This window comes from Salmonella sp. SA15303 (genome assembly GCF_029962125.1).
GTDB classification, from domain to species: Bacteria; Pseudomonadota; Gammaproteobacteria; order Enterobacterales; family Enterobacteriaceae; genus Salmonella; species Salmonella enterica.
Genome location: NZ_CP123924.1, coordinates 508,343 through 533,871, shown reverse-complemented (window position 1 = coordinate 533,871; position 25,529 = coordinate 508,343). Strand labels below are relative to the sequence as shown.

Here is a 25,529-nt window from a genome sequence, read left to right as displayed (position 1 = left end):
AAGGGGCTGCGTTCGGAAGACTGCTCCGGCAAGAGATTCAGGCCGCCAGCAGACTGGCGCGTACTTTCACTACCACTTTCTTGATGTCATCCGGCTCACCCACTGCACATCCCGGTTTATGCGGTTCTCCTGGCATAAACACAGCAAACATCCCCGCTTGCAGCGTAATAGTCTGCTCGTCGGCAATTTGACTACAAAGCTGGTAATCCTCTTCAACGTGCATCCCCTCGCACTGGCGAGCGGCACCGGACATCCCAAACGCAATACGCTCGACGCCGGTTAGTAGTAGCTGAATATCAATGTATTGTTCATGCAATTCCGCTTTCTTCTCGGCCGGCATTTGCGTCGTTAACTGCATTACATTCATAAAGACATTGTCGCCCTGCAATTCATAGCGCCCCGGCGCTTTCTCCTGCGGCCTTGCCGCCAGCGCGAGAGTCAAGGCATCCAACAATCGCGGATGCAACCCGCAAGAAGGCAACGACTGTACTTCCCCCATCATCATAATGTGTCTCCTTGAGCTAACAACGCAGCGCCTAATAATCCTGCGTCATGCCGATAGCGAGCGGCGCTCAGCGCCACGTGATAAGGCGCAGGCTCTTGCATCAAAAACGCGCGAACCTGCTCCAGGTATCCCTCAGCTAACCCTACGCTGCCGCCAATGACCACACACTGGCAGTCGGTAGTCGCTTTCACATCGGCGATCATTCGCGCTATTACCTGCGCGGATTGGCTTACCAGATGTCGCGCCTGCTGATGACCTTCGCCAGCGCGAATAAATAGGGTTTTGGCGTCGCATCCCGCCAGATCGTCCCGCGCCGCCGCGGCCATCCCTCGTCCAGAGGCGATGGCCTCTACGCAGCCAACGCGTCCACAGCCGCATACGGGCCCGTGTGGGTCCGCCAGGGTGTGTCCCAGGTGCCCGGCCAGACCGCCTTTTCCGGTAAGGAGCTTGCCGTCGCAGACAACGCCGCCGCCAACGCCGGTTGAAACGGTGATAAATACCATATCGCGGATATCATCAGGGAGCGCGTGATACTCCGCCCAGGCCGCCGCCTGCGCGTCGTTCACCGCCAGCGTCGGCAGGCCAGCGATCGTTTCCAGTGTTTGTACTAACGGAAAGTGTAGCAAGCCGCCCAGATTATGGGGGTTTAGCGCCAGCAGCATCCCTTCCTGAATGATCCCGGTAGAAGCTATCGCTACCTGACGCGCCTCTGCCCGTAGTGGTTCAACCAGCGCCTTTAATGCTTCACGTAACGCATCCGGCGTTTTGCTCGCGGGGGTCGGTAGCTCGCGACGCTGGCTAATGCGCAAGTTTTTGTCGATGAGCGCGGCGGCAAGTTTAGTCCCGCCAATATCAATTGCTAACGTAGTCATGACGCCGCCTTTTTTAATGCGTCGTTATACCATCCACAGATATGTTCCAGACGGGTAATGGCGGACCCCACCGTCACCGCCCATGCGCCATAGCGGATCGCCTCCGCTGCCAGTGCTGGCGAGTTATAGCGCCCTTCGGCTATTACCCGGCATCCGGCGTCATGCAACGCTTTGACTAAGGGCAGATCGGGTTCCTCCGGCGTATCGGGGGTGGTGTAGCCGGACATTGTCGTGCCGATAATGTCCGCGCCCAACCGTTGGCAGGCGAGACCATCGTCCACGGATGAGCAGTCGGCCATCGCCAGTAGATGGTGGTGATGAATGCGCGCCAACAACGCCTCAACGGCTACCGGCCGTTGCCGAGCGGTTCCATCAACGGCGATAATAGCTGCGCCAGCCTGCGCCAGCGCATCTACATCGTCGAGAAAAGGGGTAATGCGCACTGGAGAGTCGTCCAGATCGCGTTTGATAATGCCGATAATGGGTACCGAAACGAGCGAGCGGGTCATACGCAGGTTGTCTATGCCTTCAATACGCACCGCAACCGCGCCCGCCTGTTCCGCCGCCAACGCCATTGCCGCTACAATCTCCGGCTTATCCAGCGGACTGCCCGGAACGGGCTGGCAGGAGACAATCAGGCCGCCAGAAGCGGCAATATTTTTATCCAGTTGTTCAAGTAACGACATACTACTCCCTTACAAATATTGCCCGGTTTAAAACCGGGCAAGCGGATTAACTTTTCGTTTTTACAAAGGCACCTTTACCACTGCCAAGCGGTACGGCTCCGCTGAACGGTTTGTCGTCAATAGCATCGTGGGTGCGTAACGCTTCCGGACGTAGCCAACGCTGTACGCGAGACGGCATATCAAGCCCAATAAGCAGGATCACGACAAACGTCAGGCTGAAAGAGAGCGATGCCAGCGCAGTGCCCAGATCCAGACGTTGAGCGATCAGCGCTCCCAGGATCGGCGCCAGCGCGCCGCCGAGCGCGCCGACGTTATAAGTAAAGCCCAGCCCCGCCGCGCGCTGATCGGTATCGAAGTAACCGCCGATCAGTTTCGGCAGAATCCCGGCAATCCCCTGCCCCAACATCTGTTGGAAAAACAGTAGCAGACCCAGAACCCAGACGTTTGTGCCGCCAATCGCAAAGACCGGAATAATGAGGATTTGCGAGGCCAGCAGGCTACAGACATATGCTTTACGCGTTCCCAGCCAGTCGCCAAGAAAACCGCCTACGCAGCAACCAACCGCCGCGCCAAATCCGCTAAAGAACAGGACATTCGCTACCGTATGCGGATCGTAGGCCAGCTCGGTTTTCAGATAAGTGGGTAATAGCGCCTGAATCGGCCAGGAATAGAGGAAAGCAAACAGTACCACCAGCATCAGCATGACGCCAGTGGGCCAGCGTTTACCGCTGCTCTGCACCATAAAGCTGATAAAGATAACCGCGCACAGTAGTCCCAGCCCCGCCACAATCGCAGCATTTTGTAGGTTACCGGCAAAACAGAACCACAGCGCAGCGGCGGCGGCGAAAGTCATTAAAATGTTGATGATGCGATGTTCGCCCCGATAAAGAATGTCGACCATCGTACGTACCGGCGCTTTACCCGCGTGTTTCTCTTTCCAGTCTTCCGCTTCCGGAATGTTTTTCCGCAGCCAGAGGGCGAAGATAATTGGCAAAATGCCAATGAAAAACAGCGCGCGCCAGCCCCAGACAGGCACCACCAGGCTGTACACCTGCGCGGCAACGACCGCGCCGACGGAGAAGCCGGAAATCAGAAAACCGCTGGCTTTATTGCGTAAATGTTTTGGCCAGCTTTCAATCACATAGGTCGCGCTGGAACCATATTCGCCCGCCATGCCCATACCAATCACCAGTCGGGCGATGAACATGGTGGTGTAACCGGGCGCAAACCCGCAGGCCAGGGTTCCCACCGAAAACAGGATGATGCTGCTGACCATCGCCAGACGACGCCCATAGCGATCGCCCATCGCGCCCAGTAATAACCCGCCGAACCAGCGAGAGATAAAAGCCGCAGAAATCAGGCTTGCCGCCTGTACCGTCGTCAGCCCAAATTCGCTTTGTACCTCAGTCAGTACAAGAGCAATCAACACAAAATCAAAACCATCAAGCAGATATCCCAGCCAGGCAGCGGAAAATGCCCGCCACTGCGCCCGGTTGAGATGGCGATACCACGGGATGTTTTGGGTAGAAGTACTCATTTTACTCTCCCGACGATTTTTGTTGTCGTTATGCCGAATGGCGGCTCCGCCTTATCCGGCCTACTGTTCACACTGGTGTAGGCCGGGCAAGCGTAGCGCCCCCGGCATTATGCTGTTACGCCTTTTCTTCCATCAGTTGTTGAGCCAGCGCCTTGAGCGCCGGCAGGTATTTTTCATCAACAGGCGCAAACGGTTTACGACACAGCGGCACCGATAGCACGTCCATATAATGCAGGACCGTTTTCAGGCCGCGGAATACGCCGGTTTTAATCAGTAAATCAATAACCTTATTGCACTCGGTTTGCAGACGCTGCGCTTTCGCCACATCGCCCTCACGCAATGCCTGAACAATCCCCTGATAACGCCAGCCCATAATGTTGTATGTGCTGCCGATACCGCCGTCCGCGCCCGCCAGCAGACCGGAAGCGAAGATTTCGTCATAACCGTTGTACAGCACCAGATCCGGATGCGCGCGGCGGATCTGCTCCATCTGGAAGAGATCGCCGGAGGTTTGCTTCAGCGCGCTCACGCCCGGTAATGTCACCAGCGTATTGATCTGATCGAGGGTAAGTTTTACGCCGCTTAACGCCGGAATGTTGTATACCACCATCGGCAATCCATCTGCGGAATCAATGATTGCCCGATAATGGTCACAGTGCTCTTCAAAACTGAAAGGGTAATAAAAAGGCGTCACCGCAGAGACCGCATCAAAACCGTAACGCTTTGCGGCGCTGGCAAGCTGCTGGCTTTCTGCGGTGCTTACTGTCCCGACATGGGCGATCAACGTGATTTTTCCCTTCGCCTCTTCGGCGACAATCTCCAGTACCTGCTCTCTTTCAGCAAGGCTCTGTACAAATGCTTCCCCGGTGGAACCGCCAACGTACAGCCCGTCGATACCCTGCCCGATGTTAAAACGCACCAGACGGCGCAGGCTTTCGCTATCCAGTTGCTGCTGATGATCAAATGGGGTCAACAACGCCGCCATTACGCCTTGCAATGCTTTTGCCATACCTACCTCTACGGATGATGAATATATTAACTACCTACCTTTATACCTGTTATACCAGATCAAATAAGCAGCAAATAATACAGAACGCTTATAGTGCGATCTGCTTCACTAAACCGGGATCGGAGGTGCGATCGCTACCGCATTTTTTGACTTTTTTTACCGAGCGCGTGCCAGGTAGCGGAAACGCTATTGAGGTGGGTTTGCAGAGCGCGATCCGCTTTATCGGGATCTCGCTGGCGAATGGCATCAACAATCACAATATGCTGTTGATAACTCACGTTATTATGTTCATGCAGCTCACGATCGGGAACGCTTGGGCGAGCGGCGATTAGCCAGTCCAGCAGAGCAACATGAATAGCCATAAAGATCGGATTGCCGGGAATTTCAGCCAGCACCCGGTGAAACTCGACATCCGAACGAATAAACAGCGCGTTGTCATCCAGCGACTGGCTATTAATTTCCAGCGCTTTCGTTAACAACGCGATCTGCTCGTCGGTGGCATGTTCCGCCGCATAGCGTACCAGGCTGGATTCAAAGAAAAGCCGTAGCTGTTCAAAGTGAGCGATGCCGCCAGGATGAGTAAGAAAATCTTTCGCCATACCCGACAGTTCACTGATGATGGTATCAGCAGAGGGGCGCGAGACGCGGGCGCGTTCGCCGTTATTGATTTGCACCAGACCTTTACGCTTCAGCGCAGCTAACGCTTCACGCACGGAGGGACGTCCCACATTGAAGAAGGCCATTAATTCACGTTCAGACGGTAGCTGTTCTCCCTCGCCAAACTCATGACGGCGGATCATCTGCTCCAGCTCTTCCTCAACCATTTCAGACAGTTTTTTACGCGCCAGCGGGCGGCGGCGCAAACTACGCCCGAGGGATGTCGGAGAATCTTCTGCTTGCGAATCAAATGCGTTCATAACGTCCATTCATGAGTGGTCGGTGGCAAATAATAGCAAGCTTATCGTAACACAGCTTTAAAAGCAGGGTGAACCCGAGAGGAGACCAAACAAAACAGGCCCTTCAGGGCCTGTTGATTATTTTACTACACGCAGCGCCGGACGTCCGCCACGCGGCGGAGGCGGCTCGTCATCAGGACTACTGTCGTCATCGTGGTCGGGCTTATCACCATCAATGACGGACATCACGGTCTCGCTTTCCGCGCCTGCGGTATTGTCATCATCATTTAAGCTGACAACGTCTTCATCATAGGCGGCTTCAGGCTCAAACATGGTGCCTGCGCCATTTTCACGGGCGTAAATCGCCAGCACCGCAGCCAAAGGCACAGAAACCTGACGGGGAACGCCGCCGAAGCGCGCATTAAAACGCACTTCATCATTAGACAGCTCCAGATTACCTACCGCTCGCGGCGCAATATTGAGGACGATTTGCCCATCGCGCGCATATTCCATAGGGACATGCACGCCAGGCAGCATCACATCCACCACCAGATGCGGGGTCAACTGGTTATCCAGCAACCACTCGTAGAAAGCACGCAACAGATAAGGACGACGCGGCGTCAACTGTGACAAATCCATACAGGTTAACCCCGACCGAGGCGCATTTCACGTTCAGCTTCGGTTAAAGAAGCCAGGAAAGAATCACGTTCAAAGACGCGGGTCATATAGCCTTTCAGCTCTTTCGCCCCTGCGCCGCTGAATTCAATACCCAACTGCGGTAAACGCCACAGGAGAGGCGCCAGGTAGCAATCAACCAGGCTGAATTCGTCGCTCAGGAAATACGGTTTCTGACCAAATACTGGCGCAATCGCCAGCAGCTCTTCACGCAGTTGTTTACGTGCAGAGTCGGCCTCGGAAGCAGACCCGTTTACGATGACGTTCATCAGCGTATACCAGTCTTTTTCAATACGGTGCATGTACAGACGGCTTTCACCGCGCGCGACCGGATAAACCGGCATCAGCGGCGGATGAGGGAAACGCTCATCCAGATATTCCATAATGATGCGAGATTCCCACAGGGTCAGCTCACGATCCACCAGTGTCGGAACGCTTTGATTCGGGTTGAGGTCAATCAGATCCTGAGGTGGATTGTCCTTTTCCACATGTTCGATCTCAAAACTAACACCCTTTTCAGCCAACACAATGCGGACCTGATGGCTATAGATGTCAGTAGGACCAGAAAACAGCGTCATTACCGAACGTTTGTTGGCAGCGACAGCCATGAAAACCTCCAGGTATATTCAGAATTTTTACTGCTACCAGCCACAATGTGACCAGCCAGATGTTATGTCACCCAGGGCGAAAAAAGCCATCATTGCTCAGAAACGAGACAAAAAATGAACATTCCCCGCTATTTGGGCAGAAAATTGGATGATAGTTTACCAGATTTTGTGACCTTTGTGGTGAGTCGATTCTGGAAATGAGGAAAAAGAGATATTCCTGGTCTGAAATGCTCGCCCCACCTGAGATATTGTCTTTCGCCTGTTATGCCTGTACTACCGGTGCGCCCCAGCCATCAAAACTGCCGCCATGTTTTTCAGCCAGATCGGTAAGCTGGCAAGTGATTTCTGTCATATGCCATTGTTGCGGAGCATCGGTGCTGATAAAAGACGCCATAAACCCCTGTTGCGGGTCATTCATTCGAATACTGACCAGCGTTATGCCATACGGTAATGCAGCAATATCTTGCGCCAGGTCGCGCGCTGCGACCTCTGTAGGCAATGTCGCATAATAATCAATAGCGCGCGGAAGCGTCAGATCATCACCTTGTTCCTGTAATCCCCGGCACACACGGGAATCGTGTATCCAGTTCCAGTCGTATCGGGTTGGATACAAGAACTGGCGGTAAAAGTTTCCTTTATCATTGTGACTCTCTCTATAACTAAAAGAGATTTCCGGGCCACCAGCGAGCAATTTATCCAGCGTCTTTTCCCAGTTAAGATCCTCTTCCGACATGAACACAAAATCGCGCCAGCCTTGTTGGGTAACCACACCCACCAGCCAGATCGGAAACGTCTTCCCCTTTTCATCAAGCCAGTCCTCTATACGATTTAAACTCTGTGTTTCATCGGGCTGCGGTAAACCATTTTCATAACAGTTGGTGTAATGAACACGTAAGAACCCGGTATGGATAAGGCGATCAAATTTTTCATCCTGAATGGCGCCGATATCCACACGTATACCCGTAACATGGTCATCCACCGTTGTTATAAAGAATTCCCATTTATTCGACAGCATTAACGACTCTTTCTTAGTAAACAATGAGTTAAAAAATCCCACTGTGACTTCCTTTTCTCTGAGCGTGCATGAAAAATGAATAAGATGAGAATAATGCTAAAGATAGGGAGGAAAAGAGACTGGATTCGGACTTTAGCCATAAAAAAACCCGCCGAAGCGGGTTTTTTCGCTAACAGTTGTCTGCCGAAGCAGAACCCCATTAACGTTTGGAGAACTGCGGACGACGACGTGCTTTACGCAGGCCGACTTTCTTACGTTCAACCTGACGAGCGTCACGAGTAACGAAGCCAGCTTTACGCAGTTCGCCACGCAGGGACTCGTCGTACTCCATCAGAGCGCGGGTGATACCGTGACGGATCGCACCAGCCTGACCAGAGATACCACCACCTTTAACAGTGATGTACAGATCCAGTTTCTCAACCATGTCGACCAGTTCCAGCGGCTGACGAACTACCATGCGGGCAGTTTCACGACCGAAGTACTGTTCCAGAGAACGTTGGTTGATAACGATTTTACCGTTGCCCGGTTTGATGAACACGCGAGCTGCGGAACTTTTGCGGCGACCAGTGCCGTAGTATTGATTTTCAGCCATTGCCTATAATCCCGATTAGATGTCAAGAACTTGCGGTTGCTGTGCCGCGTGGTTGTGCTCGTTGCCCGCGTAAACTTTCAGTTTACGGAACATAGCACGACCCAGCGGGCCTTTTGGCAGCATGCCTTTAACCGCGATTTCAATCACACGCTCAGGACGGCGGGCAATCATCTCTTCAAAGGTCGCTTGTTTGATACCACCGATGTGGCCGGTGTGGTGATAGTACACTTTGTCAGTACGCTTGTTGCCGGTTACAGCAACTTTGTCAGCGTTCAGAACGATGATGTAATCACCGGTATCTACGTGCGGAGTGTATTCCGCTTTGTGCTTACCGCGCAGGCGACGAGCCAGTTCAGTAGCCAGACGGCCCAGAGTTTTACCGGTCGCGTCAACAACATACCAGTCGCGTTTTACGGTTTCTGGTTTAGCTGTAAAAGTTTTCATTAAAAGCTTACCCAAATAAATAAGTTACACGTTGGTGAACACCCAAACGTTTTAAATAGTTGAGGTTCACACGACAAAGTCCGGTAAACCTACCCCCTCGGATATGTTTGGCCGGCACAGAGAAAGTTTGGGAAAAAACTCTCTTGTAACGTGGGGTCGCAGGATTATAGAGAAGTCCAGGTCAAAGATCGACCCCTTTTTGCGATTTGCCGCGGGTTTTGTTCAGGCCTGGTTCACCCTCCGGTCGGGGAGGTTGCACAGATATAATACCGCATAATGCCGGAGCGCTGCGCTTGTCCGGCTTACGGCATATGCTCCCGCTTGAGATACTCCGCACTCTGCATCTCTTGCAGGCGCGACAGACAGCGCTGAAATTCAAACTTGAGCCGCTCCCCCTGATAAATTTCATATAACGGCGCGGCAGCGCTGACCACCAGCTTAACGTGGCGCTCGTAAAACTCATCCACCAGCGCAATAAAGCGGCGCGCTTCGTTCTCCATCAGCGGCGTCATGACCGGCACGTCAAACAGCAGAACCGTGTGAAATAACCTTGAGAGCGCAATGTAATCATGCTGGCTGCGGGCCTCGACGCACAGCGTAGCGAAAGAGACCGCTAGCGTTTGGTTTTCAACGCCCAGGGTGGATAAAGAGCGATGATTGATTTCCAGCGTCGGAGCGTGCTCGCGCGCGGCCCCCGCTAACGCCAGCCACAGTTTATCCATTTGCCGCCGGGTTTCATCATTAAGCGGCGTTAGCCATAAATGGGCCTGCGTCAGCGTCCGCAGCCGGTAATCGACGCCGGCGTCCACATTCATAATGTCGCAGTGCTGTTTAATGGCATCGATAGCCGGCAGGAAGCGGGCGCGTTGCAAACCGTTGCGGTAGAGTTCATCCGGCGGAATATTGGAGGTCGCGACCAGCGTAATGCCGCGTGCAAACAGCGCTTTCATTAAACCGCCCAGCAGCATGGCGTCGGTAATATCGGTGACGAAAAACTCATCGAAACACAGTACGTCCGTCTCGGTTTTAAACCGATCGGCAATAATGTCTAACGGATCGATCTGTCCCTGTAACGCGGTAAGCTCTTCATGCACGCGCAGCATAAACCGATGAAAATGCAGGCGTAGTTTTCGCTCGCCCGGCAGGCTGTGGTAGAAGAGATCCATGAGCCAGGTTTTGCCGCGACCCACGCCCCCCCACATATACAGCCCGCGAACCGGTATTTGCGCGTCCGGTTCGTTTTTGCCTAATAATTTCCCCAGTCGCGCTATCAGACCGCCGGGTGGCGTAGCCGACGATTTTTTCGCGGTGAGCGCCTGATAAAGGGTTTCCAGACGGTCGACCGCCTCTTTCTGTACGTCGTCAGGCTGATGGGTGCCTTCGTTGAGTGCCTGGAGATAACGCGATGTAGGGGAAAGGCTTTGCATAATGTTATTGTTATTCCTTGAAAATCGATGTGCCGTCGTTCACGGCTGACGAAAAAAAGGCCGTTCTACACTACGCGATATGCTGTCGGGATTCCACTTCTACGGAATTAGCGGTTATAGTGGCATAATCAGGCGCGGGCATGGAGCCTGGAGCCAACACCCTACGGAAACATAAGACAACGGGAGATGTTCATGACCTGGGAATATGCGCTAATTGGATTAGTCGTCGGTATCATCATTGGTGCCGTGGCCATGCGTTTTGGTAATCGTAAGTTACGTCAACAGCAGGCATTGCAGTACGAACTGGAAAAAAACAAAGCTGAGCTGGAAGAGTACCGTGAAGAGCTGGTTAGCCACTTTGCCCGCAGCGCGGAACTGCTGGATACCATGGCGCATGATTACCGCCAGCTGTATCAGCATATGGCGAAAAGCTCCAGCAGCCTGCTGCCGGAAATGTCTGCGGAGTCGAATCCGTTCCGTAACCGTCTGGCGGAGTCTGAGGCGAGCAACGATCAGGCGCCAGTACAAATGCCACGTGATTATTCTGAAGGCGCGTCTGGCCTGTTACGTAGCGGCGCAAAGCGCGATTAATCGCACGCCGTTAAGAAATTTATCGGGCGCATCGCTTGCGCCCTCTCTCTATCTTTCCTGTCCCAGCTATTATCATTGTTACCAGGCTGAAAATTCAATAACATCAATCTGTTTTGAATTGTCTATCCGTTCATTCAAGGTACGAGAGCAGCATCCATGAAAAAACACACCCAGCTGTTAAGTGCATTAGCGTTAAGTGTCGGGTTAACTCTTTCGGCGCCGTTTCCAGCCCTTGCATCGATACCAGGCCAGGTGCCAGGCCAGGCGACGCTGCCAAGCCTTGCCCCTATGCTGGAGAAAGTGCTGCCTGCTGTCGTCAGCGTAAAAGTCGAGGGAACCGCCGCCCAGAGCCAAAAAGTGCCGGAGGAGTTTAAAAAATTCTTTGGCGAGGATCTGCCAGACCAGCCGTCCCAGCCGTTTGAAGGACTCGGTTCGGGGGTGATTATCGATGCCGCGAAAGGCTATGTATTAACCAATAATCATGTGATTAATCAGGCACAGAAGATCAGCATTCAACTGAATGACGGACGCGAATTCGACGCGAAGCTGATCGGCGGCGACGACCAGAGCGATATCGCTCTGTTACAAATTCAGAATCCCAGCAAGTTAACGCAAATTGCCATCGCCGATTCCGACAAACTCCGCGTCGGCGATTTCGCCGTGGCGGTCGGTAATCCGTTTGGTCTTGGACAAACCGCCACCTCCGGGATTATTTCAGCGCTGGGACGCAGCGGGCTTAATCTGGAAGGGCTTGAGAACTTTATTCAAACCGATGCCTCTATTAACCGCGGCAACTCCGGCGGCGCGCTGCTTAACCTGAACGGCGAGCTGATCGGGATTAATACCGCGATCCTCGCGCCAGGGGGCGGGAGCATCGGCATTGGCTTTGCTATTCCTTCCAATATGGCGCAGACGCTGGCGCAGCAGTTGATTCAGTTCGGCGAAATCAAACGCGGATTGCTGGGAATTAAAGGCACTGAAATGACCGCTGATATCGCCAAGGCATTCAAACTGAACGTTCAGCGTGGCGCTTTTGTCAGCGAGGTTTTACCCAATTCAGGTTCGGCGAAGGCCGGGGTGAAATCCGGAGACGTGATTATCAGTCTTAACGGTAAGCAGCTGAATAGCTTTGCCGAACTGCGTTCACGTATCGCCACCACCGAACCGGGCACGAAAGTGAAGCTGGGCCTGCTGCGCGATGGTAAGCCGCTGGAGGTGGAAGTCACGCTGGATTCCAATACCTCTTCTTCCGCCAGCGCCGAAATGATCGCCCCGGCGTTGCAAGGCGCAACGTTGAGCGACGGCCAACTGAAAGACGGGACGAAAGGCGTTAAGGTTGATAGCGTCGAAAAAAGCAGTCCTGCCGCGCAGGCCGGTTTGCAAAAAGATGATGTTATCATCGGCGTTAATCGCGATCGCATCAGTTCTATCGCCGAAATGCGCAAAGTGATGGCGGCAAAACCGTCCATCATTGCTCTTCAGGTAGTACGCGGCAACGAGAACATTTATCTATTGCTGCGCTAATCCTGTCTTAAACCGGGCATCAGCCTGCGATGTGATGTCCGGTTAACTCATGGTATGCTGCTGCCGTTCCCTTTTTTAACGACGCCTCCATCATGTTTGTGAAGCTCTTACGTTCGGTCGCAATAGGTTTAATTGTCGGCGCTATTCTGTTGGCCGTGATGCCTTCTTTGCGCAAAATTAATCCTATCGCCGTCCCGCAATTCGACAGTACCGATGAGACGCCAGCCAGTTATAATTTTGCGGTTCGCCGCGCCGCGCCTGCCGTCGTCAATGTCTATAACCGCAGTATGAACAGTACCGCGCATAATCAACTGGAGATCCGCACGCTGGGTTCCGGCGTGATCATGGATCAACGCGGTTATATTATTACCAACAAACACGTGATTAACGATGCCGATCAGATTATCGTCGCGCTACAGGATGGCCGCGTCTTTGAAGCGCTACTGGTTGGCTCCGATTCGCTTACCGATCTGGCGGTGCTGAAGATCAACGCCACTGGCGGGCTGCCTACCATCCCGATTAATACAAAGCGTACACCGCATATTGGCGACGTCGTACTGGCTATCGGCAACCCATATAATCTGGGACAGACCATCACCCAGGGGATCATCAGCGCAACGGGTCGTATCGGCCTGAACCCGACGGGGCGACAGAATTTTCTCCAGACCGACGCCTCGATTAACCACGGTAATTCCGGCGGCGCGCTGGTCAACTCGTTAGGCGAACTGATGGGGATCAACACCCTCTCTTTTGATAAGAGTAACGATGGCGAAACGCCGGAAGGCCTTGGTTTTGCGATTCCCTTCCAGCTAGCCACGAAAATTATGGATAAGCTTATCCGCGACGGTCGCGTGATTCGCGGCTATATCGGTATTGGCGGACGAGAAATCGCGCCGCTGCACGCGCAGCAGGGTAGCGGCATGGACCCGATTCAGGGCATTGTCGTTAATGAAGTGACGCCAAACGGCCCCGCCGCGCTTGCCGGTATTCAGGTTAATGATTTGATTATTTCGGTCAATAATAAACCCGCCGTGTCCGCGCTGGAGACGATGGATCAGGTGGCGGAAATCCGCCCGGGCTCCGTCATTCCGGTCGTGGTAATGCGGGATGATAAGCAGCTCACGTTCCAGGTGACGGTGCAGGAATACCCGGCGTCGAACTAAAACGACGCGGCTTTTGCCCGCGTCGTTCGACGACTAGTCAATAAAGACTGGCCCTGCCGGAAAATGCGCCAGGAAACTCGTGAAGATCAGCAGAGCGGGGAGACTTTTCTCCCCGACGGCTTCTTCACGCAGCGCCTTATCCAGTACAAGCAGGCTATGCTCCCCCCCTTCCCCCAAAATGCCGCCCATCCAGAGCAGTCGTTGCGCCTGTTGACGCGCATACTGCGATGCGCTTTTCCAGGCGACCAGATGCAGCAACGTTTGTAACAGCAGGACCCGAGACGCGTGACCATCGCGTTGCAATCGCCTGAATACGGGTAATGCAATACTACGTACCGTCGAGAAACCGCTCGCCGCCTCCCCCTCAATCGGCGATAAACCAACAGCCGCCTGTTTGACGAAATCGCATAACTGATTGTGTGTTAATGGCCGCTCGCCTGCGCTCATATACCCTGCGGCAAAACAGAGTAACCCGATACCCTGAGCCCAATCGGTTGATGGCAGAATCCCCTGCGGAACATTCGGTGCCGACGTCTGTGCGGCACAAAGCCCCTCGTCGTAACACTGTGCAAAACGTTGCTCATATATTGCTGAGTTGACGCCAGACCACGGCAGTAAATGCAGCGCTGGCTCAAGCTCAGTTATCTGATTCACCGTCTCAACAACATAATGCAAGATGGTTTCTCTGGATGGCATGGATGTACCTTGCCGAAACGCAACCATTTCACTCATTACTGTGTCCTCATTTTGCGGGAACAGAATCACTGCTCCCGATTAGATTGGATTACATCGCCAGCACGTACTTGAGCATCACGCCCGCCGCAATGGCCGAGCCAATCACCCCGGCCACGTTCGGCCCCATCGCGTGCATCAGCAGGAAGTTCTGCGCGTCTGATTCCAGGCCCACTTTGTTCGATACGCGTGCCGCCATCGGCACCGCCGACACCCCCGCCGAACCGATAAGCGGGTTGATTTTGTTCTTACTGCACAGGTTCAGCAGCTTCGCCATCAGCACCCCGGCCGCCGTCCCAATCCCGAACGCAATCACACCCAGCAGCAGAATGCCCAGCGTCTGCGGTTGCAGGAACTTATCCGCCACCAGCTTCGCGCCCACCGACAGCCCGAGGAAAATGGTGACGATATTAATCAGCCCGTTCTGTACCGTGTCGCTCAGACGCTCCACCACGCCGCTTTCGCGCATCAGGTTGCCAAAACAGAACATCCCCAGCAGCGGCGCCGCGTCCGGCAGCAGCAGGGCCACCAGCATGAGCAGCACCACCGGGAAGAGGATTTTTTCCCGCTTACTCACCGTGCGCAGCTGCACCATGCGGATTTTCCGCTCCGTCTCGCTGGTCAGCGCCTTCATAATCGGCGGCTGGATTAACGGCACCAGCGCCATATACGAGTACGCCGCCACCGCGATGGCCCCCAGCAGCTCCGGCGCCAGCTTGCCCGACAGGTAAATCGCCGTCGGGCCGTCCGCGCCGCCGATAATGCCGATGGCCGCCGCCTGCGGCAGGGTGAAGCTGATAAGGCCGAAGTAGTTCAGCGTCAGCGCCCCGAGCACCGTGGCGAAGATACCGAACTGCGCCGCCGCCCCCAGCAGCAGGGTGCGCGGGTTGGCCAGCAGCGGGCCGAAGTCGGTCATCGCGCCGACGCCCATGAAGATGACCAGCGGCGCGACACCGGAACCAATCGCCACTTTGTAGAACAGCGCCAGTACGCCAGGCGTGTAGCCCATGTCCACCGCCAGGTTCTCCATCTGGCCCTGCACCGACGGTAGCGCCAGCGCTAACGCCTCTTTAATGGCATGCACGTCCGGCGCGCAGTTCAGCTTCGCGGCAATCACCGCCAGTTGCCCGGCGTCGTGGTGCGCCAGCAGGCTTTCCAGCGCGGTCAGCGCCATACCCGCTTCCGGGATGTTGGAGAGCAGCCCGCCGAAGCCAATTGGCAGCAGCAGTAACGGCTCGAACTTCTTCGCAATCGCCAGCCACAGCAGCAGCAGGCTCACCAGCAGCATGATGGCCTGGCCTGCGCCAAGGTGCATCAGCCCCATGCCCTGAAGCAGGGCGTTCAGACTTTCCATTTCAGTTCTCCGTTACGCCAGCGTCATCAGGGTGTCGCCGACGGAGACCGCGTCCCCGGACTTCACCGCGATACCGCGTACCGTCCCGGCCTGCGCGGCGCGGATTTCGGTTTCCATCTTCATGGCTTCCAGAATCAGCAGCACGTCGCCTTCGGCCACCGTCTGGCCCTCGGTGGCAATCACCTTCCAGATATTCCCCGCCAGCGGCGCGGTGACCGGGGTGCCGGCGCCTGCCGGGGCGGTGGCAGGAGCAGAAGAGGCAGCAGGTGCAGCCGCAGTGAGCTGGCTGATATCGCCGCCGTCGCTGACTTTCACCACAAAGGCTTTGCCTTCCACTTCCACGGTGTAGATACCGGAAGCTGCGGCTTTTGCCGGGGCAGCGGCAGGCTGCGCGGCTTCCGCCTGCGGCAGTGGCTCAAACGCCGCCGGATTATGGCGGTTCTCAAGGAATTTGAGGCCGATTTGCGGGAACAGCGCCACGGTGAGCACGTCGTCAATGGCGTTTCCCGCAAGCTGAATGCCCTTCTCCTGCGCCTGGCGCCTGACGTCCGCTTCCAGTTCAGCCAGCTCCGGCTTCAGCAGATCCGCCGGACGGCAGGTCACCGGAGCGCCCCCTTCCAGCACGCGGGCCTGTAACGCGGCGTTAACCGGCACCGGCGTGTGGCCGTATTCGCCTTTCAGTATCCCGGCGGTTTCCTTCGCGATGGTTTTGTAGCGCTCGCCGGTCAGGACGTTGAGCACCGCCTGGGTGCCGACAATCTGCGAGGTGGGGGTCACCAGCGGGATAAAGCCGAGGTCCTCGCGCACGCGGGGGATTTCCGCCAGCACCTGGTCCAGTTTGTCCGCCGCGTTCTGCTGCTTCAGCTGGCCTTCCAGGTTAGTGAGCATTCCGCCCGGCACCTGGGCCACCAGAATGCGGCTGTCGTAGCCCTTCAGCTGGCCTTCAAAGGCGTGATACTTTTTGCGCACCTCGCGGAAGTACGCGGCGATATTTTCCAGCTTCAGGATATCCAGCCCGGTGTCGTGTTCCGTGCCGGCAAGCGTTGCCACCAGCGCTTCGGTGGCCGGGTGGCCGTAGGTGGCGCTCATGGACGAAATCGCCGTGTCCACGCCGTCGACGCCCGCCTCGATAGCCTTCAGCAGGGCCATCTCCGCCATCCCGGTGGTGGCGTGACAGTGCAGGTGCAGGCGCACCTCAAAACGTTTTTTGATTTCGCTGACCAGCTCATACGCCGCCATCGGTGTAAGAATGCCGGACATATCCTTGATGGCAATCGAGTCAACGCCGGTCTCTAACAACTGTTCGGTTAAATCCAGCCAGGTCTGCAGGGTGTGCGCCGGGCTGGTGGTGTAGGAGAGTGTGCCCTGGGCGTGCGCGCCGTGGCTGCGTACTGCCTGCAGGGCGGCTTTCATATTGCGCGGGTCGTTCATGGCATCGAAGACGCGGAACACGTCCATGCCGTTTTTCACTGCCCGCTCAACGAAGCGTTCCACCACGTCATCGGCGTAGTGGCGGTAGCCGAGCAGGTTCTGGCCGCGCAGCAGCATCTGCAGCGGGGTTTTGGGCATGGCTTTTTTGAGCTCGCGCAGGCGCAGCCACGGGTCTTCGCCGAGAAAACGAATACAGGCGTCAAAGGTGGCGCCGCCCCAGCACTCCAGCGACCCGTAGCCCACGTCATCGAGCGCGGCGGCAATCGGCAGCATATCGTCAAGGCGCAGGCGGGTGGCGAACAGAGACTGGTGAGCGTCACGCAGGACGACATCGGTAATGGCAATGGTCATGGATCCCTCCGGGAATTAAGCATTAAGGCGGTGATGGTGGTGGATAGCGGCGGCAATGACCGGCTTTAAGCGGGTGAAGTCGTCCACGACGGGCGCGGCGGCGGCAGGTGCCGCCTTCGGCGCCGGAGCCGGTTCAGGGAAGAAGCGGTTGACGGCGGCGGACATGCCGCGGATGGCGAAAATCAGCAGGAACAGAAACGCCAGCACGAACCCCATGCCGAGGAACATCAGGGTGAAGCCTTCACCTAATAGCAGAGCTGCATTAGTCATAAAATAGCCTTCAGGCAGGAGGCACGATAATGGGGCTATTTATGACGATGAAATAATAAGGGTGGATTTCCCTGAGCCGCCCCGGCCAGAGCCCTTGGTTATTATTATCGTCATAACGTATTACCACCATTATCGTGCAATTTACGTAATCAGGTTTATTTGATGAAACTTACGTTCTGGCATATTTCATCAGCGACGATCTCTTTACGCTGATTAAAAATAATTTTGTTCTGTTCAAACAGATTATTCCCATGGGTATCAATAGAAACAATCAGCGGGCCAAACTCTTTAACCCGACAGACCCACAGCGTTTCCGGCATCCCCAGATCGCGCCATTGGGCATCTTCAATTTCTTCCACGCACACGGCGGCTACAACCGCACAACCGGCAGGGAATACGCAGTGCAGCGCTTTGTGTTCAGCACAGCCCTCTTCGGTACCTTTACCCATACCGCCTTTACCCACAATTAATTTCACGCCAGTCTGCGCAATAAACTCTTTTTCGAATTTCTCCATACGCATGCTGGTGGTTGGGCCAACGGAGACCATTTCAAACTTATCGTCTTCGCCTTTAATTGGGCGGACAATGGGGCCAGCGTGTAAAATAGCGCCGCCGCGAACATCTACCGGAAGTTCGCGACCACCTTCAATTAAACGGCGATGGGCTACGTCACGGCAGGTAACAATATGACCGTTGAGATAAATAATATCGCCAGCCTTAATATCCGCTAAATCTTCATCTTTAATTGGCGTAGTCAGGATTTTTTTAGTCATCAGAAATTCACTCCGCTGTGAGACGTAATGGTGTAATTCAAATCTTTATCGAAAACGATATGCCCTTTACGGTGCGACCAGCAGCCGACGTTTACCGCCACGCCGATGGTAGAAGGATGACGCGCGGTGTTTTCAATGTTCACGCCCATAACGGAGGTATTACCGGACATCCCCTGCGGCCCCAGGCCAATTTTGTTAATGCCGTCTTCCAGCATTTTTTCCAGCGAGGCTGCACGCTCATTCTCGTTATGCGAACCGATCGGACGCATCAGCGCTTTTTTCGATAGCAGTGCCGCCGTTTCAACAGAGGTCGCTACGCCCACGCCAACCAGCAGCGGCGGACAAGCGTTGAGGCCGTAGCTGGTCATCACATCCAGTACAAAGCGGGTCACACCTTCATAGCCTGCACCCGGCATCAGCACCATCGCTTTCCCCGGCAGAGAACAACCACCGCCCGCCATATAGGTATAAATGCTGCACTGATCGGAATTGGGAACGATTTCCCAGAAGACCGTCGGCGTACCTTTACCCACGTTTTTACCGGTGTTGTATTCATCAAAAGTTTCTACGCTGTTGTGGCGCAGCGGAGAATCTACAGTTGCTTTGATCACCGCCTCACGCAACAACGCTTCCAGCTCGCCAATCAGCGGAAAGTTCGTCCCGCACTCCACCAGAAACTGAATGACACCGGTGTCCTGGCAGGAAGGTCGATCCAGCTCTTTCGCCAGACGCTGGTTCTCAATCATGGTAGTAAAGATGACGTCGGCCAGTTTACTGGTCTCTTTCTTATGCAAATCTTCCAGTTTTGCAGTGACATCATCAGGCAAAACTTTGCCGGTATATCCCACAAACTTGGCCATAACGTCGGTCATATGGGATATCTGTTCACTTTTGCTCATAAATGCTCCTTAGTCAGAACAGCTTCCGTTAATTACGGATGAAAAGGGAAAAGGATTGGCAGCAGGATCAAGCTGACAATGGTTGAAACGATAATCAGGGGGATACCGGCCTTAGCGTAGTCGACAAATTTATAGCCACCCGCGGAGAGCACCATCATGTTGGCAGGCATACCGATAGGGGTTGCGTAGGCGCAGGAACCGCCAATGACCGTCGCCATCAGAACCGCACGCGGGTCGGCCCCCATGCCTGCGGCAATGGACAAACTCACCGGCACCAATAGCGCTGTCGTTGCGGTATTGGACATAAAGTTGGTCATCACAACGGATAAGGCGAAAACGGCGATCAGCAACATGAACGGTGAGGAGTTTTGCCCCAGCATGCCGATTACATAGTCCGCAACCAGCTTGCCTGCCCCGGTCATTTCCAGCGCTTTTGCCAGCGCCAGGGTGCCGCCAAAGATAAAAATAGTCTGTGAATCAATAGCTTTATAGGCCTGTTTTTCCGTGAGTACGCCGCTTACTACCAGCACAAGAGCGCCAATACAACCGGTCACGGCCAGGCTGACACCGATCTTCTTCTCAAAGATCATGCCGAGGATCGTTGCGATCAACACCACGAGTGAGAGCCGTTGTTTCCACTGTGGAACATGGCTGTAGTCACGTTGCACCCCGACGCTCCCCACCTCACCGCCGGTCGCATTATTCGGCAGAAAGCGATAGCCAATAGTCAGGAAGTAGAGAATGCCGCAGATGAGCATCGGGAGACCGATTTTTGCGTATTCAAAAAAGCCAAAGCCGCCGCCAATATTCTGTAGCGCAGACTGCGCGATAAGATTTCCCGGCGCGCCAATTAACGACAGGTTACCGCCCAACGCAGCGGCAAAAACCAGCGGCATCAGTAGACGAGAACGCGAGAAGCCCGATTTTGCCGCCACGCCGATCACCACCGGAATCAAAACCGCAGCGGTACCGGTGTTAGAGAGGACGCCAGACATCAAACCCACCACCACCATAATGGTGAAGATCAGCTGTTTTTCTGTTTTCGCGAAGCGCGTGATGACGCCGCCCACTTTGTTTGCCATACCGGTCTCGAACAACGCACCGCCCACGATAAACATCGCGACAAAGAGGATGACGTTAGTGTCGATAAAGCCAGCAAAGGCCTGTTTGATATTCAGAACGCCGGTGATAACTAAGGCCACGCAGACAATCATGGAAGTGACGGCCAGTGGCACTTTTTCCCATACAAACATGACGATAGCGAACACCAATAAACATAAGGTAAGGGTAATGGGTTCCATATTTATAATTATCCAATCAATGATATATGATATTGTATCCAATGTTGACAGGGAGAAATTATTCCCATACAAAAACTAAGTCAAATCGTTTCTCAGGAAAGATGCAGGAGTGGGATCTACATCAAGATCGTGGTTAGATCGTTACTGGACGTGATTAATAGAATTGAAGAATTGGTTGAAGCGCCTGCGATGCTCACGCAGGCGAAAAGATCAGGCAGAAGGGTCACCAACATAGCGGGTCAGCATATTCTCCATTGAGCGAATAATGTGTTCGCGCATGCGCTGGCGTGCCAATGTTTCATCATGAAGTTCAAGAGCTTGCAGAATACTTTTATGTTCCTGAATGGAAATCACGGCATACTCTTCTTCGGTGACCTTATGGCCCATCGACAGGCCGTTCCACATATTACAGAGCAACATTTTCATTTTTTCGTTGCCAGCAACATTCCATATTTCCATATGAAATGCCTGATTCAGGTCGGAGTATTCCGCCGAGTTATTTTCCGCGAGAGCCTTTTCAGCGGCATAATGCACCTGGGCTATCCGCGAGATATCGGAGCCAGGACGAGAAGCTTTAGCCACCGCCTCACTTTCTAACAGCGCGCGAATTTCATAGTGTTCACGGATCGTTTGTTCATTGATGCCCAACACCACCGCCCCTTTATTAGGGCGCACTTTTATCAGCCCATCCGCCGCCAGAATCTGAAACGCCTCGCGCACTGGCATACTGGACACGCCGACCATTCCGGCAATGCCTTCTAACGTAATCTCCTGCCCTTCCACTAACTCCCTCGAAAGAATCGCTTTACGCAGCACTGCCGCGACCTGTTCTTTCGCTGAAAGAAGCTTAATCTTCCCTAACTTAGGCTTCTGCACTTTCCCAATCCTTCATATGTTGACGCATTATTTCTGCTAAAGAGAGGAAATAACGCTGCATAACTTGCCCAATCTCATCACGCCGCCCCTGGCGTATGACGTCAGCCAGTTCAGCGAAAAGCTGCGCCGACTCCTGATTATCTTTTTTCAGATGCAAAATAACATAAGAGACATAACCGTCCAGGAACTGCTGATACACCTTTTCCAGATAGCGGTTATTCACATAAGAAATCAGCATCGCATGACACTCCAGTTCGCAGGATTTGTCTTCTGCGACAGCCAGCGCTTGCGCACGTATCAGGAGGGCATCGCCTACTTCGCTGGGTATCAGCGAAAACATTTCGGCGGCCATCGCGGCAATCACGCGAAAAATATGACTCACGCGATCGGCCTCAAGATGCGCGACCTGCATGTGCCTGTTGGGCAGTCGGATTAAAAAACCTTCCTGTTCGAGTGACTGTAGCGCTTCTCGAACCGGCATTCGTGAAAGACCGAGCTGCTCCGCAATACTTTCCTGCGCGAGTTCTTCTCCCGCTTTTATATTGCCGGAAAGAATTTCATAGCGAAGCATTTGCGTAATGTGATCGCGGGTTTGCGTTCTTTGGATCTTTTTCACGACGTTCTCGTTAATAACCGATAAGACGTGAGGAGTTTAGCAGATTTAGTGCTTGATTTCGTGGCTTGTTTACAGTCAAAGAAGCCGGAGCAAAAGCCCCGGCATCGGGCAGGAACAGCTTATTTATTAATAAAATCTTCACCCAACTGAATATCTTTTTTCAGCGTATCCAGCATAGCGTCCAGCGAATGTTGCTCGAAAGCGCTCAGTGTGCCGATGGATTTACGCTCTTCTACGCCGTTTTTACCCAGCAGCAGCGGCTGAGAGAAGAAACGGGCATACTGACCGTCGCCTTCCACATAGGCGCATTCCACCACGCCCTTCTCGCCCTGCAGAGCGCGAACCAGAGAAAGACCGAAACGCGCGGCAGCCTGGCCCATAGAGAGGGTTGCCGATCCGCCGCCGGCTTTCGCCTCGACGACTTCAGTACCGGCGTTCTGAATACGTTTAGTCAGCTCGGCCGCTTCTTGTTCGGTAAAACTTACGCCTGGAATCTGCGACAGCAGCGGCAGAATCGTCACGCCGGAGTGCCCGCCAATCACCGGCACTTCAACTTCCGTTGGCAGCTTACCTTTCAGCTCTGCAACAAAGGTATTAGAGCGGATGATATCCAGCGTGGTAACGCCAAACAGTTTGTTTTTGTCGTATACGCCTGCTTTTTTCAGCACTTCCGCCGCAATCGCAACGGTGGTGTTCACCGGGTTGGTGATAATGCCCACGCACGCTTTCGGGCAGGTTTTAGCGATCTGCTGCACCAGGTTTTTCACGATGCCGGCGTTAACGTTAAACAGGTCGGAACGGTCCATACCCGGCTTACGCGCCACACCCGCAGAAATCAGTACTACGTCAGCGCCTTCAAGCGCCGGGGTTGCGTCTTCACCGGAGAAACCTTTGATTTTTACAGCGGTGGGGATGTGGCTCAAATCAACGGCCACACCGGGAGTCACTGGAGCGATGTCGTACAGGGAGAGTTCTGAACCTGAAGGCAGTTGGTTTTTTAAAAGTAATGCCAGCGCCTGACCGATACCACCAGCAGCGCCGAGGACTGCGACTTTCATCCTAAACTCCTTATTATATGATTAGCTAAGTGTCTATTGCTCCGCGGCGGCGACCTTAATTCACAAATTCAATGATTACAATCCTCACTCATCAAGAATGCGGAGTCGCGCAATTTTGGCTTTTATGCATTTAATTTGCGTAATCCGGATCGGCTGCAACCAGAGAGCAACGTTCTACAGGTGGTGACAATATACCCTACTACCCTCTCAAAACAACATCATTTTGATAACAATTAATTTACTTTTAATCTTATTTGCGAGGCGTGACACAGGCATGTTTCTTGATAACGAAATTTGATAAAATTCCGCTCTTTCATAACATTATTTCAGCCTTAAACAAGGCAGACTGTTTGCATAAAAATTCATCTGTATGCACAATAATGTTGTTTCTACCGCCATATTACGGGTGACTTATGCGAAGCTCGGCTAAACAAGAAGAACTAGTAAGAGCGTTTAAAGCGCTCCTCAAAGAAGAAAAATTCAGCTCACAGGGCGAAATCGTCCTCGCGTTGCAGGATCAGGGCTTTGAAAATATCAATCAGTCCAAGGTCTCGCGCATGTTGACTAAATTCGGCGCAGTGCGTACACGTAACGCAAAAATGGAAATGGTGTACTGTCTTCCGGCTGAACTGGGCGTCCCAACAACATCCAGTCCGTTGAAAAATCTGGTGCTGGATATCGACTATAACGACGCTGTCGTGGTGATTCATACCAGCCCCGGCGCGGCACAACTCATTGCACGCCTGCTGGATTCACTGGGGAAAGCAGAAGGTATTCTCGGCACGATTGCCGGCGACGATACTATCTTCACTACGCCTGCCAGCGGCTTTTCCGTAAGAGATCTGTACGAAGCCATTCTGGAACTTTTTGAACAAGAGCTTTAGTCCCACTTCCTCCGTCGTCGTACGGCGGAGGCACCTTTTTGTCCTCTCCCCTCGCCGCTTTCCTGTACGCCTATCATTTGGCAAATCATGCCCTTAAACATTCACCACATGAATGATAAATCAAAAAAACGCACAAAATGTCAAATTTATTAAGCAATTGATTTTCTTTTATTTTTTAAACGACAGCGGCGAAAAACAGCAATTTTAATTCCATAACGTTATAAAAAATAAAATTTTTAATGTTTTTAAAAAGCAGAAACAATTAGCGTGGTATTAATTAATCGCGTGATTAGTGTATACTTAATTTTGTGATGAGGGTCACGAAACAAAGTCCCCAGTAAAGGAATTCGACGAGGTAAAAATCATGAAAATCAAAACCACTGTTGCAACATTAAGTATTCTGTCCGTTCTCTCTTTTGGCGCTTTCGCCGCAGAACCTATCAGCGCAGAGCAAGCGCAAAACCGTGAAGCAATCGGATCGGTTTCAGTCAGCGCTATCGGCTCATCGCCTATGGATATGAACGCCATGCTGAGCAAAAAAGCGGATGAACAAGGCGCTACGGCCTACCACATTACCGAAGCGCGTAGCGGCAGCAACTGGCACGCCACTGCCGAACTGTACAAATAAAATTCACCTGCCATCGCATATAACGTGTCCTTGCTTCGCGGAGATATCGCATAAGAAAAGCCCATTAATCCGCGAGGTTGACCCTATAAAGGAATAAAAGATCATGAAAACGAAATACATTATCGCATCACTCGGCCTGGCCACTCTGCTCTCTTTCGGCGCAAATGCCGCAGTACATCAGGTCAACGCGGAACAGGCGCAGAATCTGCAACCGATGGGCACCATTTCCGTCTCGCAGATTGGTAGTACGCCAATGGATATGCGCCAGGAGATCGTCGCTAAAGCTGAAAAAGCAGGCGCTAATAGCTATCGCATCATCGAATTAAAAGAAGGTGATAACTGGCACGCCACCGCCGAGTTGTATAAGTAAACCCTCGTCGTCTAACCCGACGACTTGCCCCCGCCTGCCGGGGGCTTTTTTATGCTTTTTCAATGCCGGACATTAAACCGTAGCCGCCCCTCCAGCTCTTCTTCCGCTTCATCAAAGAGTAAAATCAGCGCCCCGTAGCGCCTGCGCAGTTTATCAGGCAGGTGAACGAACTCAATCTCTAGCGGTAGGGGTAAGATATCGCTCATTACCGCATCCCATAATGTATCAAGATCGCTTACTTTCTCACTGGCAAGACCAAACGTCTGCGTAAACTCGCGATAAAAATCGCTTTGGTTTTTAATATCATTAAAATCAAAAGTATAGACATTCATAGCCAGCCACCATCCCCGACAGACAATTGTCTGTTTTACTACTAAGCATCATTATGCAGAGGTTTCACTTCCAGAAACGCTTTTAGCCCCGGAGCACTCTTGCGCTGTTT

At 53.4% G+C, this 25,529-nt stretch carries 29 protein-coding genes; 6 read left to right on the top strand and 23 right to left on the bottom strand.

The window, feature by feature from the left end; all coding sequences use genetic code 11:
* Nucleotides 1-37 precede the first annotated feature (37 nt).
* The 12 genes from nanQ to zapE all read right to left on the bottom strand — a co-directional run bounded on the left by nanQ (nucleotide 38) and on the right by zapE (nucleotide 10,266).
* Nucleotides 38-505 (bottom strand): N-acetylneuraminate anomerase, encoded by a 468-nt coding sequence (gene nanQ, locus QEN31_RS02545; protein WP_000979907.1) that lies wholly within the window; start codon nucleotides 503-505, stop codon nucleotides 38-40.
* On the bottom strand, nucleotides 502-1,377 hold the full coding sequence (gene nanK / locus QEN31_RS02540) for an N-acetylmannosamine kinase (protein WP_000208970.1): 876 nt from the start codon (nucleotides 1,375-1,377) through the stop codon (nucleotides 502-504). The genes nanQ and nanK overlap by 4 nt, the downstream gene beginning before the upstream one ends.
* Nucleotides 1,374-2,063: an N-acetylmannosamine-6-phosphate 2-epimerase gene (locus QEN31_RS02535; protein WP_000054439.1), complete on the bottom strand. Its 690-nt coding sequence runs from the start codon at nucleotides 2,061-2,063 to the stop codon at nucleotides 1,374-1,376. Before QEN31_RS02535 ends, nanK begins: the two co-directional genes overlap by 4 nt.
* Before the next feature lie 46 nt (nucleotides 2,064-2,109).
* Nucleotides 2,110-3,600: a sialic acid transporter NanT gene (gene nanT / locus QEN31_RS02530; protein WP_000108071.1), complete on the bottom strand. Its 1,491-nt coding sequence runs from the start codon at nucleotides 3,598-3,600 to the stop codon at nucleotides 2,110-2,112.
* A 115-nt stretch (nucleotides 3,601-3,715) separates the two neighbouring features.
* On the bottom strand, nucleotides 3,716-4,609 hold the full coding sequence (gene nanA / locus QEN31_RS02525; RefSeq protein WP_001029665.1) for an N-acetylneuraminate lyase: 894 nt from the start codon (nucleotides 4,607-4,609) through the stop codon (nucleotides 3,716-3,718).
* 134 nt (nucleotides 4,610-4,743) lie between these two features.
* Complete coding sequence (gene nanR, locus QEN31_RS02520) at nucleotides 4,744-5,535, bottom strand: transcriptional regulator NanR (RefSeq protein ID WP_000382926.1); 792 nt, start codon at nucleotides 5,533-5,535, stop codon at nucleotides 4,744-4,746.
* Between the two features lie 108 nt (nucleotides 5,536-5,643).
* Nucleotides 5,644-6,144, bottom strand: a complete 501-nt coding sequence (sspB, locus tag QEN31_RS02515) for a ClpXP protease specificity-enhancing factor (RefSeq protein ID WP_000366112.1) — start codon at nucleotides 6,142-6,144, stop codon at nucleotides 5,644-5,646.
* Between the two features lie 5 nt (nucleotides 6,145-6,149).
* A complete protein-coding gene (gene sspA / locus QEN31_RS02510) occupies nucleotides 6,150-6,788 on the bottom strand; it encodes a stringent starvation protein SspA (protein WP_000257298.1) in 639 nt (212 codons plus the stop codon).
* Between the two features lie 262 nt (nucleotides 6,789-7,050).
* Nucleotides 7,051-7,803, bottom strand: coding sequence for a DUF695 domain-containing protein (locus QEN31_RS02505; RefSeq protein ID WP_001739021.1), 753 nt, complete (start codon nucleotides 7,801-7,803; stop codon nucleotides 7,051-7,053).
* A gap of 199 nt (nucleotides 7,804-8,002) precedes the next feature.
* Nucleotides 8,003-8,395 carry a 30S ribosomal protein S9 gene (rpsI, locus tag QEN31_RS02500; protein WP_000829815.1) on the bottom strand — a complete coding sequence of 131 codons (393 nt, stop codon included), beginning with the start codon at nucleotides 8,393-8,395 and terminating at the stop codon, nucleotides 8,003-8,005.
* 15 nt (nucleotides 8,396-8,410) lie between these two features.
* Nucleotides 8,411-8,839, bottom strand: coding sequence for a 50S ribosomal protein L13 (gene rplM / locus QEN31_RS02495; RefSeq protein ID WP_000847559.1), 429 nt, complete (start codon nucleotides 8,837-8,839; stop codon nucleotides 8,411-8,413).
* Nucleotides 8,840-9,141: 302 nt separating this feature from the next.
* Nucleotides 9,142-10,266, bottom strand: coding sequence for a cell division protein ZapE (gene zapE / locus QEN31_RS02490; RefSeq protein ID WP_001191222.1), 1,125 nt, complete (start codon nucleotides 10,264-10,266; stop codon nucleotides 9,142-9,144).
* Nucleotides 10,267-10,458: 192 nt separating this feature from the next.
* Here zapE and zapG point away from each other — a divergent pair, with 192 nt between their 5' ends.
* The 3 genes from zapG to degS all read left to right on the top strand — a co-directional run bounded on the left by zapG (nucleotide 10,459) and on the right by degS (nucleotide 13,544).
* Nucleotides 10,459-10,857: a Z-ring associated protein ZapG gene (gene zapG, locus QEN31_RS02485; RefSeq protein ID WP_001519074.1), complete on the top strand. Its 399-nt coding sequence runs from the start codon at nucleotides 10,459-10,461 to the stop codon at nucleotides 10,855-10,857.
* Nucleotides 10,858-11,013: 156 nt separating this feature from the next.
* Entirely contained in the window at nucleotides 11,014-12,381 is a 1,368-nt protein-coding gene (gene degQ, locus QEN31_RS02480; protein ID WP_000716692.1) for a serine endoprotease DegQ, read from the top strand.
* A 92-nt stretch (nucleotides 12,382-12,473) separates the two neighbouring features.
* A complete protein-coding gene (degS, locus tag QEN31_RS02475; protein ID WP_000497705.1) occupies nucleotides 12,474-13,544 on the top strand; it encodes an outer membrane-stress sensor serine endopeptidase DegS in 1,071 nt (356 codons plus the stop codon).
* Nucleotides 13,545-13,577: 33 nt separating this feature from the next.
* Here degS and QEN31_RS02470 read toward each other — a convergent pair whose 3' ends face one another.
* The 10 genes from QEN31_RS02470 to mdh all read right to left on the bottom strand — a co-directional run bounded on the left by QEN31_RS02470 (nucleotide 13,578) and on the right by mdh (nucleotide 23,205).
* On the bottom strand, nucleotides 13,578-14,309 hold the full coding sequence (locus tag QEN31_RS02470; protein ID WP_000600161.1) for a triphosphoribosyl-dephospho-CoA synthase: 732 nt from the start codon (nucleotides 14,307-14,309) through the stop codon (nucleotides 13,578-13,580).
* A 19-nt stretch (nucleotides 14,310-14,328) separates the two neighbouring features.
* The gene (locus QEN31_RS02465; protein ID WP_021265610.1) at nucleotides 14,329-15,630 is read right to left on the bottom strand and encodes an oxalacetate decarboxylase subunit beta; all 1,302 of its coding nucleotides are present in this window, start codon (nucleotides 15,628-15,630) and stop codon (nucleotides 14,329-14,331) included.
* 12 nt (nucleotides 15,631-15,642) lie between these two features.
* Nucleotides 15,643-17,412, bottom strand: a complete 1,770-nt coding sequence (gene oadA / locus QEN31_RS02460) for a sodium-extruding oxaloacetate decarboxylase subunit alpha (protein WP_000150416.1) — start codon at nucleotides 17,410-17,412, stop codon at nucleotides 15,643-15,645.
* 15 nt (nucleotides 17,413-17,427) lie between these two features.
* On the bottom strand, nucleotides 17,428-17,682 hold the full coding sequence (locus QEN31_RS02455) for an oxaloacetate decarboxylase subunit gamma (RefSeq protein WP_000180114.1): 255 nt from the start codon (nucleotides 17,680-17,682) through the stop codon (nucleotides 17,428-17,430).
* 155 nt (nucleotides 17,683-17,837) lie between these two features.
* Nucleotides 17,838-18,455 (bottom strand): L(+)-tartrate dehydratase subunit beta, encoded by a 618-nt coding sequence (gene ttdB / locus QEN31_RS02450; RefSeq protein WP_000162405.1) that lies wholly within the window; start codon nucleotides 18,453-18,455, stop codon nucleotides 17,838-17,840.
* The gene (gene ttdA / locus QEN31_RS02445) at nucleotides 18,455-19,354 is read right to left on the bottom strand and encodes a L(+)-tartrate dehydratase subunit alpha (RefSeq protein ID WP_000045349.1); all 900 of its coding nucleotides are present in this window, start codon (nucleotides 19,352-19,354) and stop codon (nucleotides 18,455-18,457) included. Before ttdA ends, ttdB begins: the two co-directional genes overlap by 1 nt.
* 32 nt (nucleotides 19,355-19,386) lie before the next feature.
* Complete coding sequence (locus QEN31_RS02440) at nucleotides 19,387-20,655, bottom strand: SLC13 family permease (protein WP_000433394.1); 1,269 nt, start codon at nucleotides 20,653-20,655, stop codon at nucleotides 19,387-19,389.
* A gap of 210 nt (nucleotides 20,656-20,865) precedes the next feature.
* Nucleotides 20,866-21,531: a GntR family transcriptional regulator gene (locus QEN31_RS02435; protein ID WP_001171579.1), complete on the bottom strand. Its 666-nt coding sequence runs from the start codon at nucleotides 21,529-21,531 to the stop codon at nucleotides 20,866-20,868.
* A complete protein-coding gene (locus tag QEN31_RS02430) occupies nucleotides 21,518-22,147 on the bottom strand; it encodes a GntR family transcriptional regulator (RefSeq protein WP_000723776.1) in 630 nt (209 codons plus the stop codon). Before QEN31_RS02430 ends, QEN31_RS02435 begins: the two co-directional genes overlap by 14 nt.
* A 119-nt stretch (nucleotides 22,148-22,266) precedes the next feature.
* A complete protein-coding gene (mdh, locus tag QEN31_RS02425; RefSeq protein WP_000861586.1) occupies nucleotides 22,267-23,205 on the bottom strand; it encodes a malate dehydrogenase in 939 nt (312 codons plus the stop codon).
* Nucleotides 23,206-23,618: 413 nt separating this feature from the next.
* On the opposite strand from mdh, the gene argR reads away from it, so the two are divergent.
* The 3 genes from argR (at nucleotide 23,619) to yhcN-B (ending at nucleotide 25,087) form a co-directional block, all read left to right on the top strand.
* A complete protein-coding gene (argR, locus tag QEN31_RS02420; RefSeq protein WP_001257852.1) occupies nucleotides 23,619-24,089 on the top strand; it encodes a transcriptional regulator ArgR in 471 nt (156 codons plus the stop codon).
* A gap of 364 nt (nucleotides 24,090-24,453) precedes the next feature.
* Nucleotides 24,454-24,717, top strand: coding sequence for a peroxide/acid stress response protein YhcN (gene yhcN, locus QEN31_RS02415; protein ID WP_000695693.1), 264 nt, complete (start codon nucleotides 24,454-24,456; stop codon nucleotides 24,715-24,717).
* Between the two features lie 103 nt (nucleotides 24,718-24,820).
* Entirely contained in the window at nucleotides 24,821-25,087 is a 267-nt protein-coding gene (yhcN-B, locus tag QEN31_RS02410; protein WP_000853277.1) for a DUF1471 family stress response protein YhcN-B, read from the top strand.
* 59 nt (nucleotides 25,088-25,146) lie between these two features.
* On the opposite strand, the gene QEN31_RS02405 is transcribed toward yhcN-B, so the two are convergent.
* Nucleotides 25,147-25,419 carry a barstar family protein gene (locus QEN31_RS02405; protein ID WP_001103887.1) on the bottom strand — a complete coding sequence of 91 codons (273 nt, stop codon included), beginning with the start codon at nucleotides 25,417-25,419 and terminating at the stop codon, nucleotides 25,147-25,149.
* Nucleotides 25,420-25,529 lie beyond the last annotated feature (110 nt).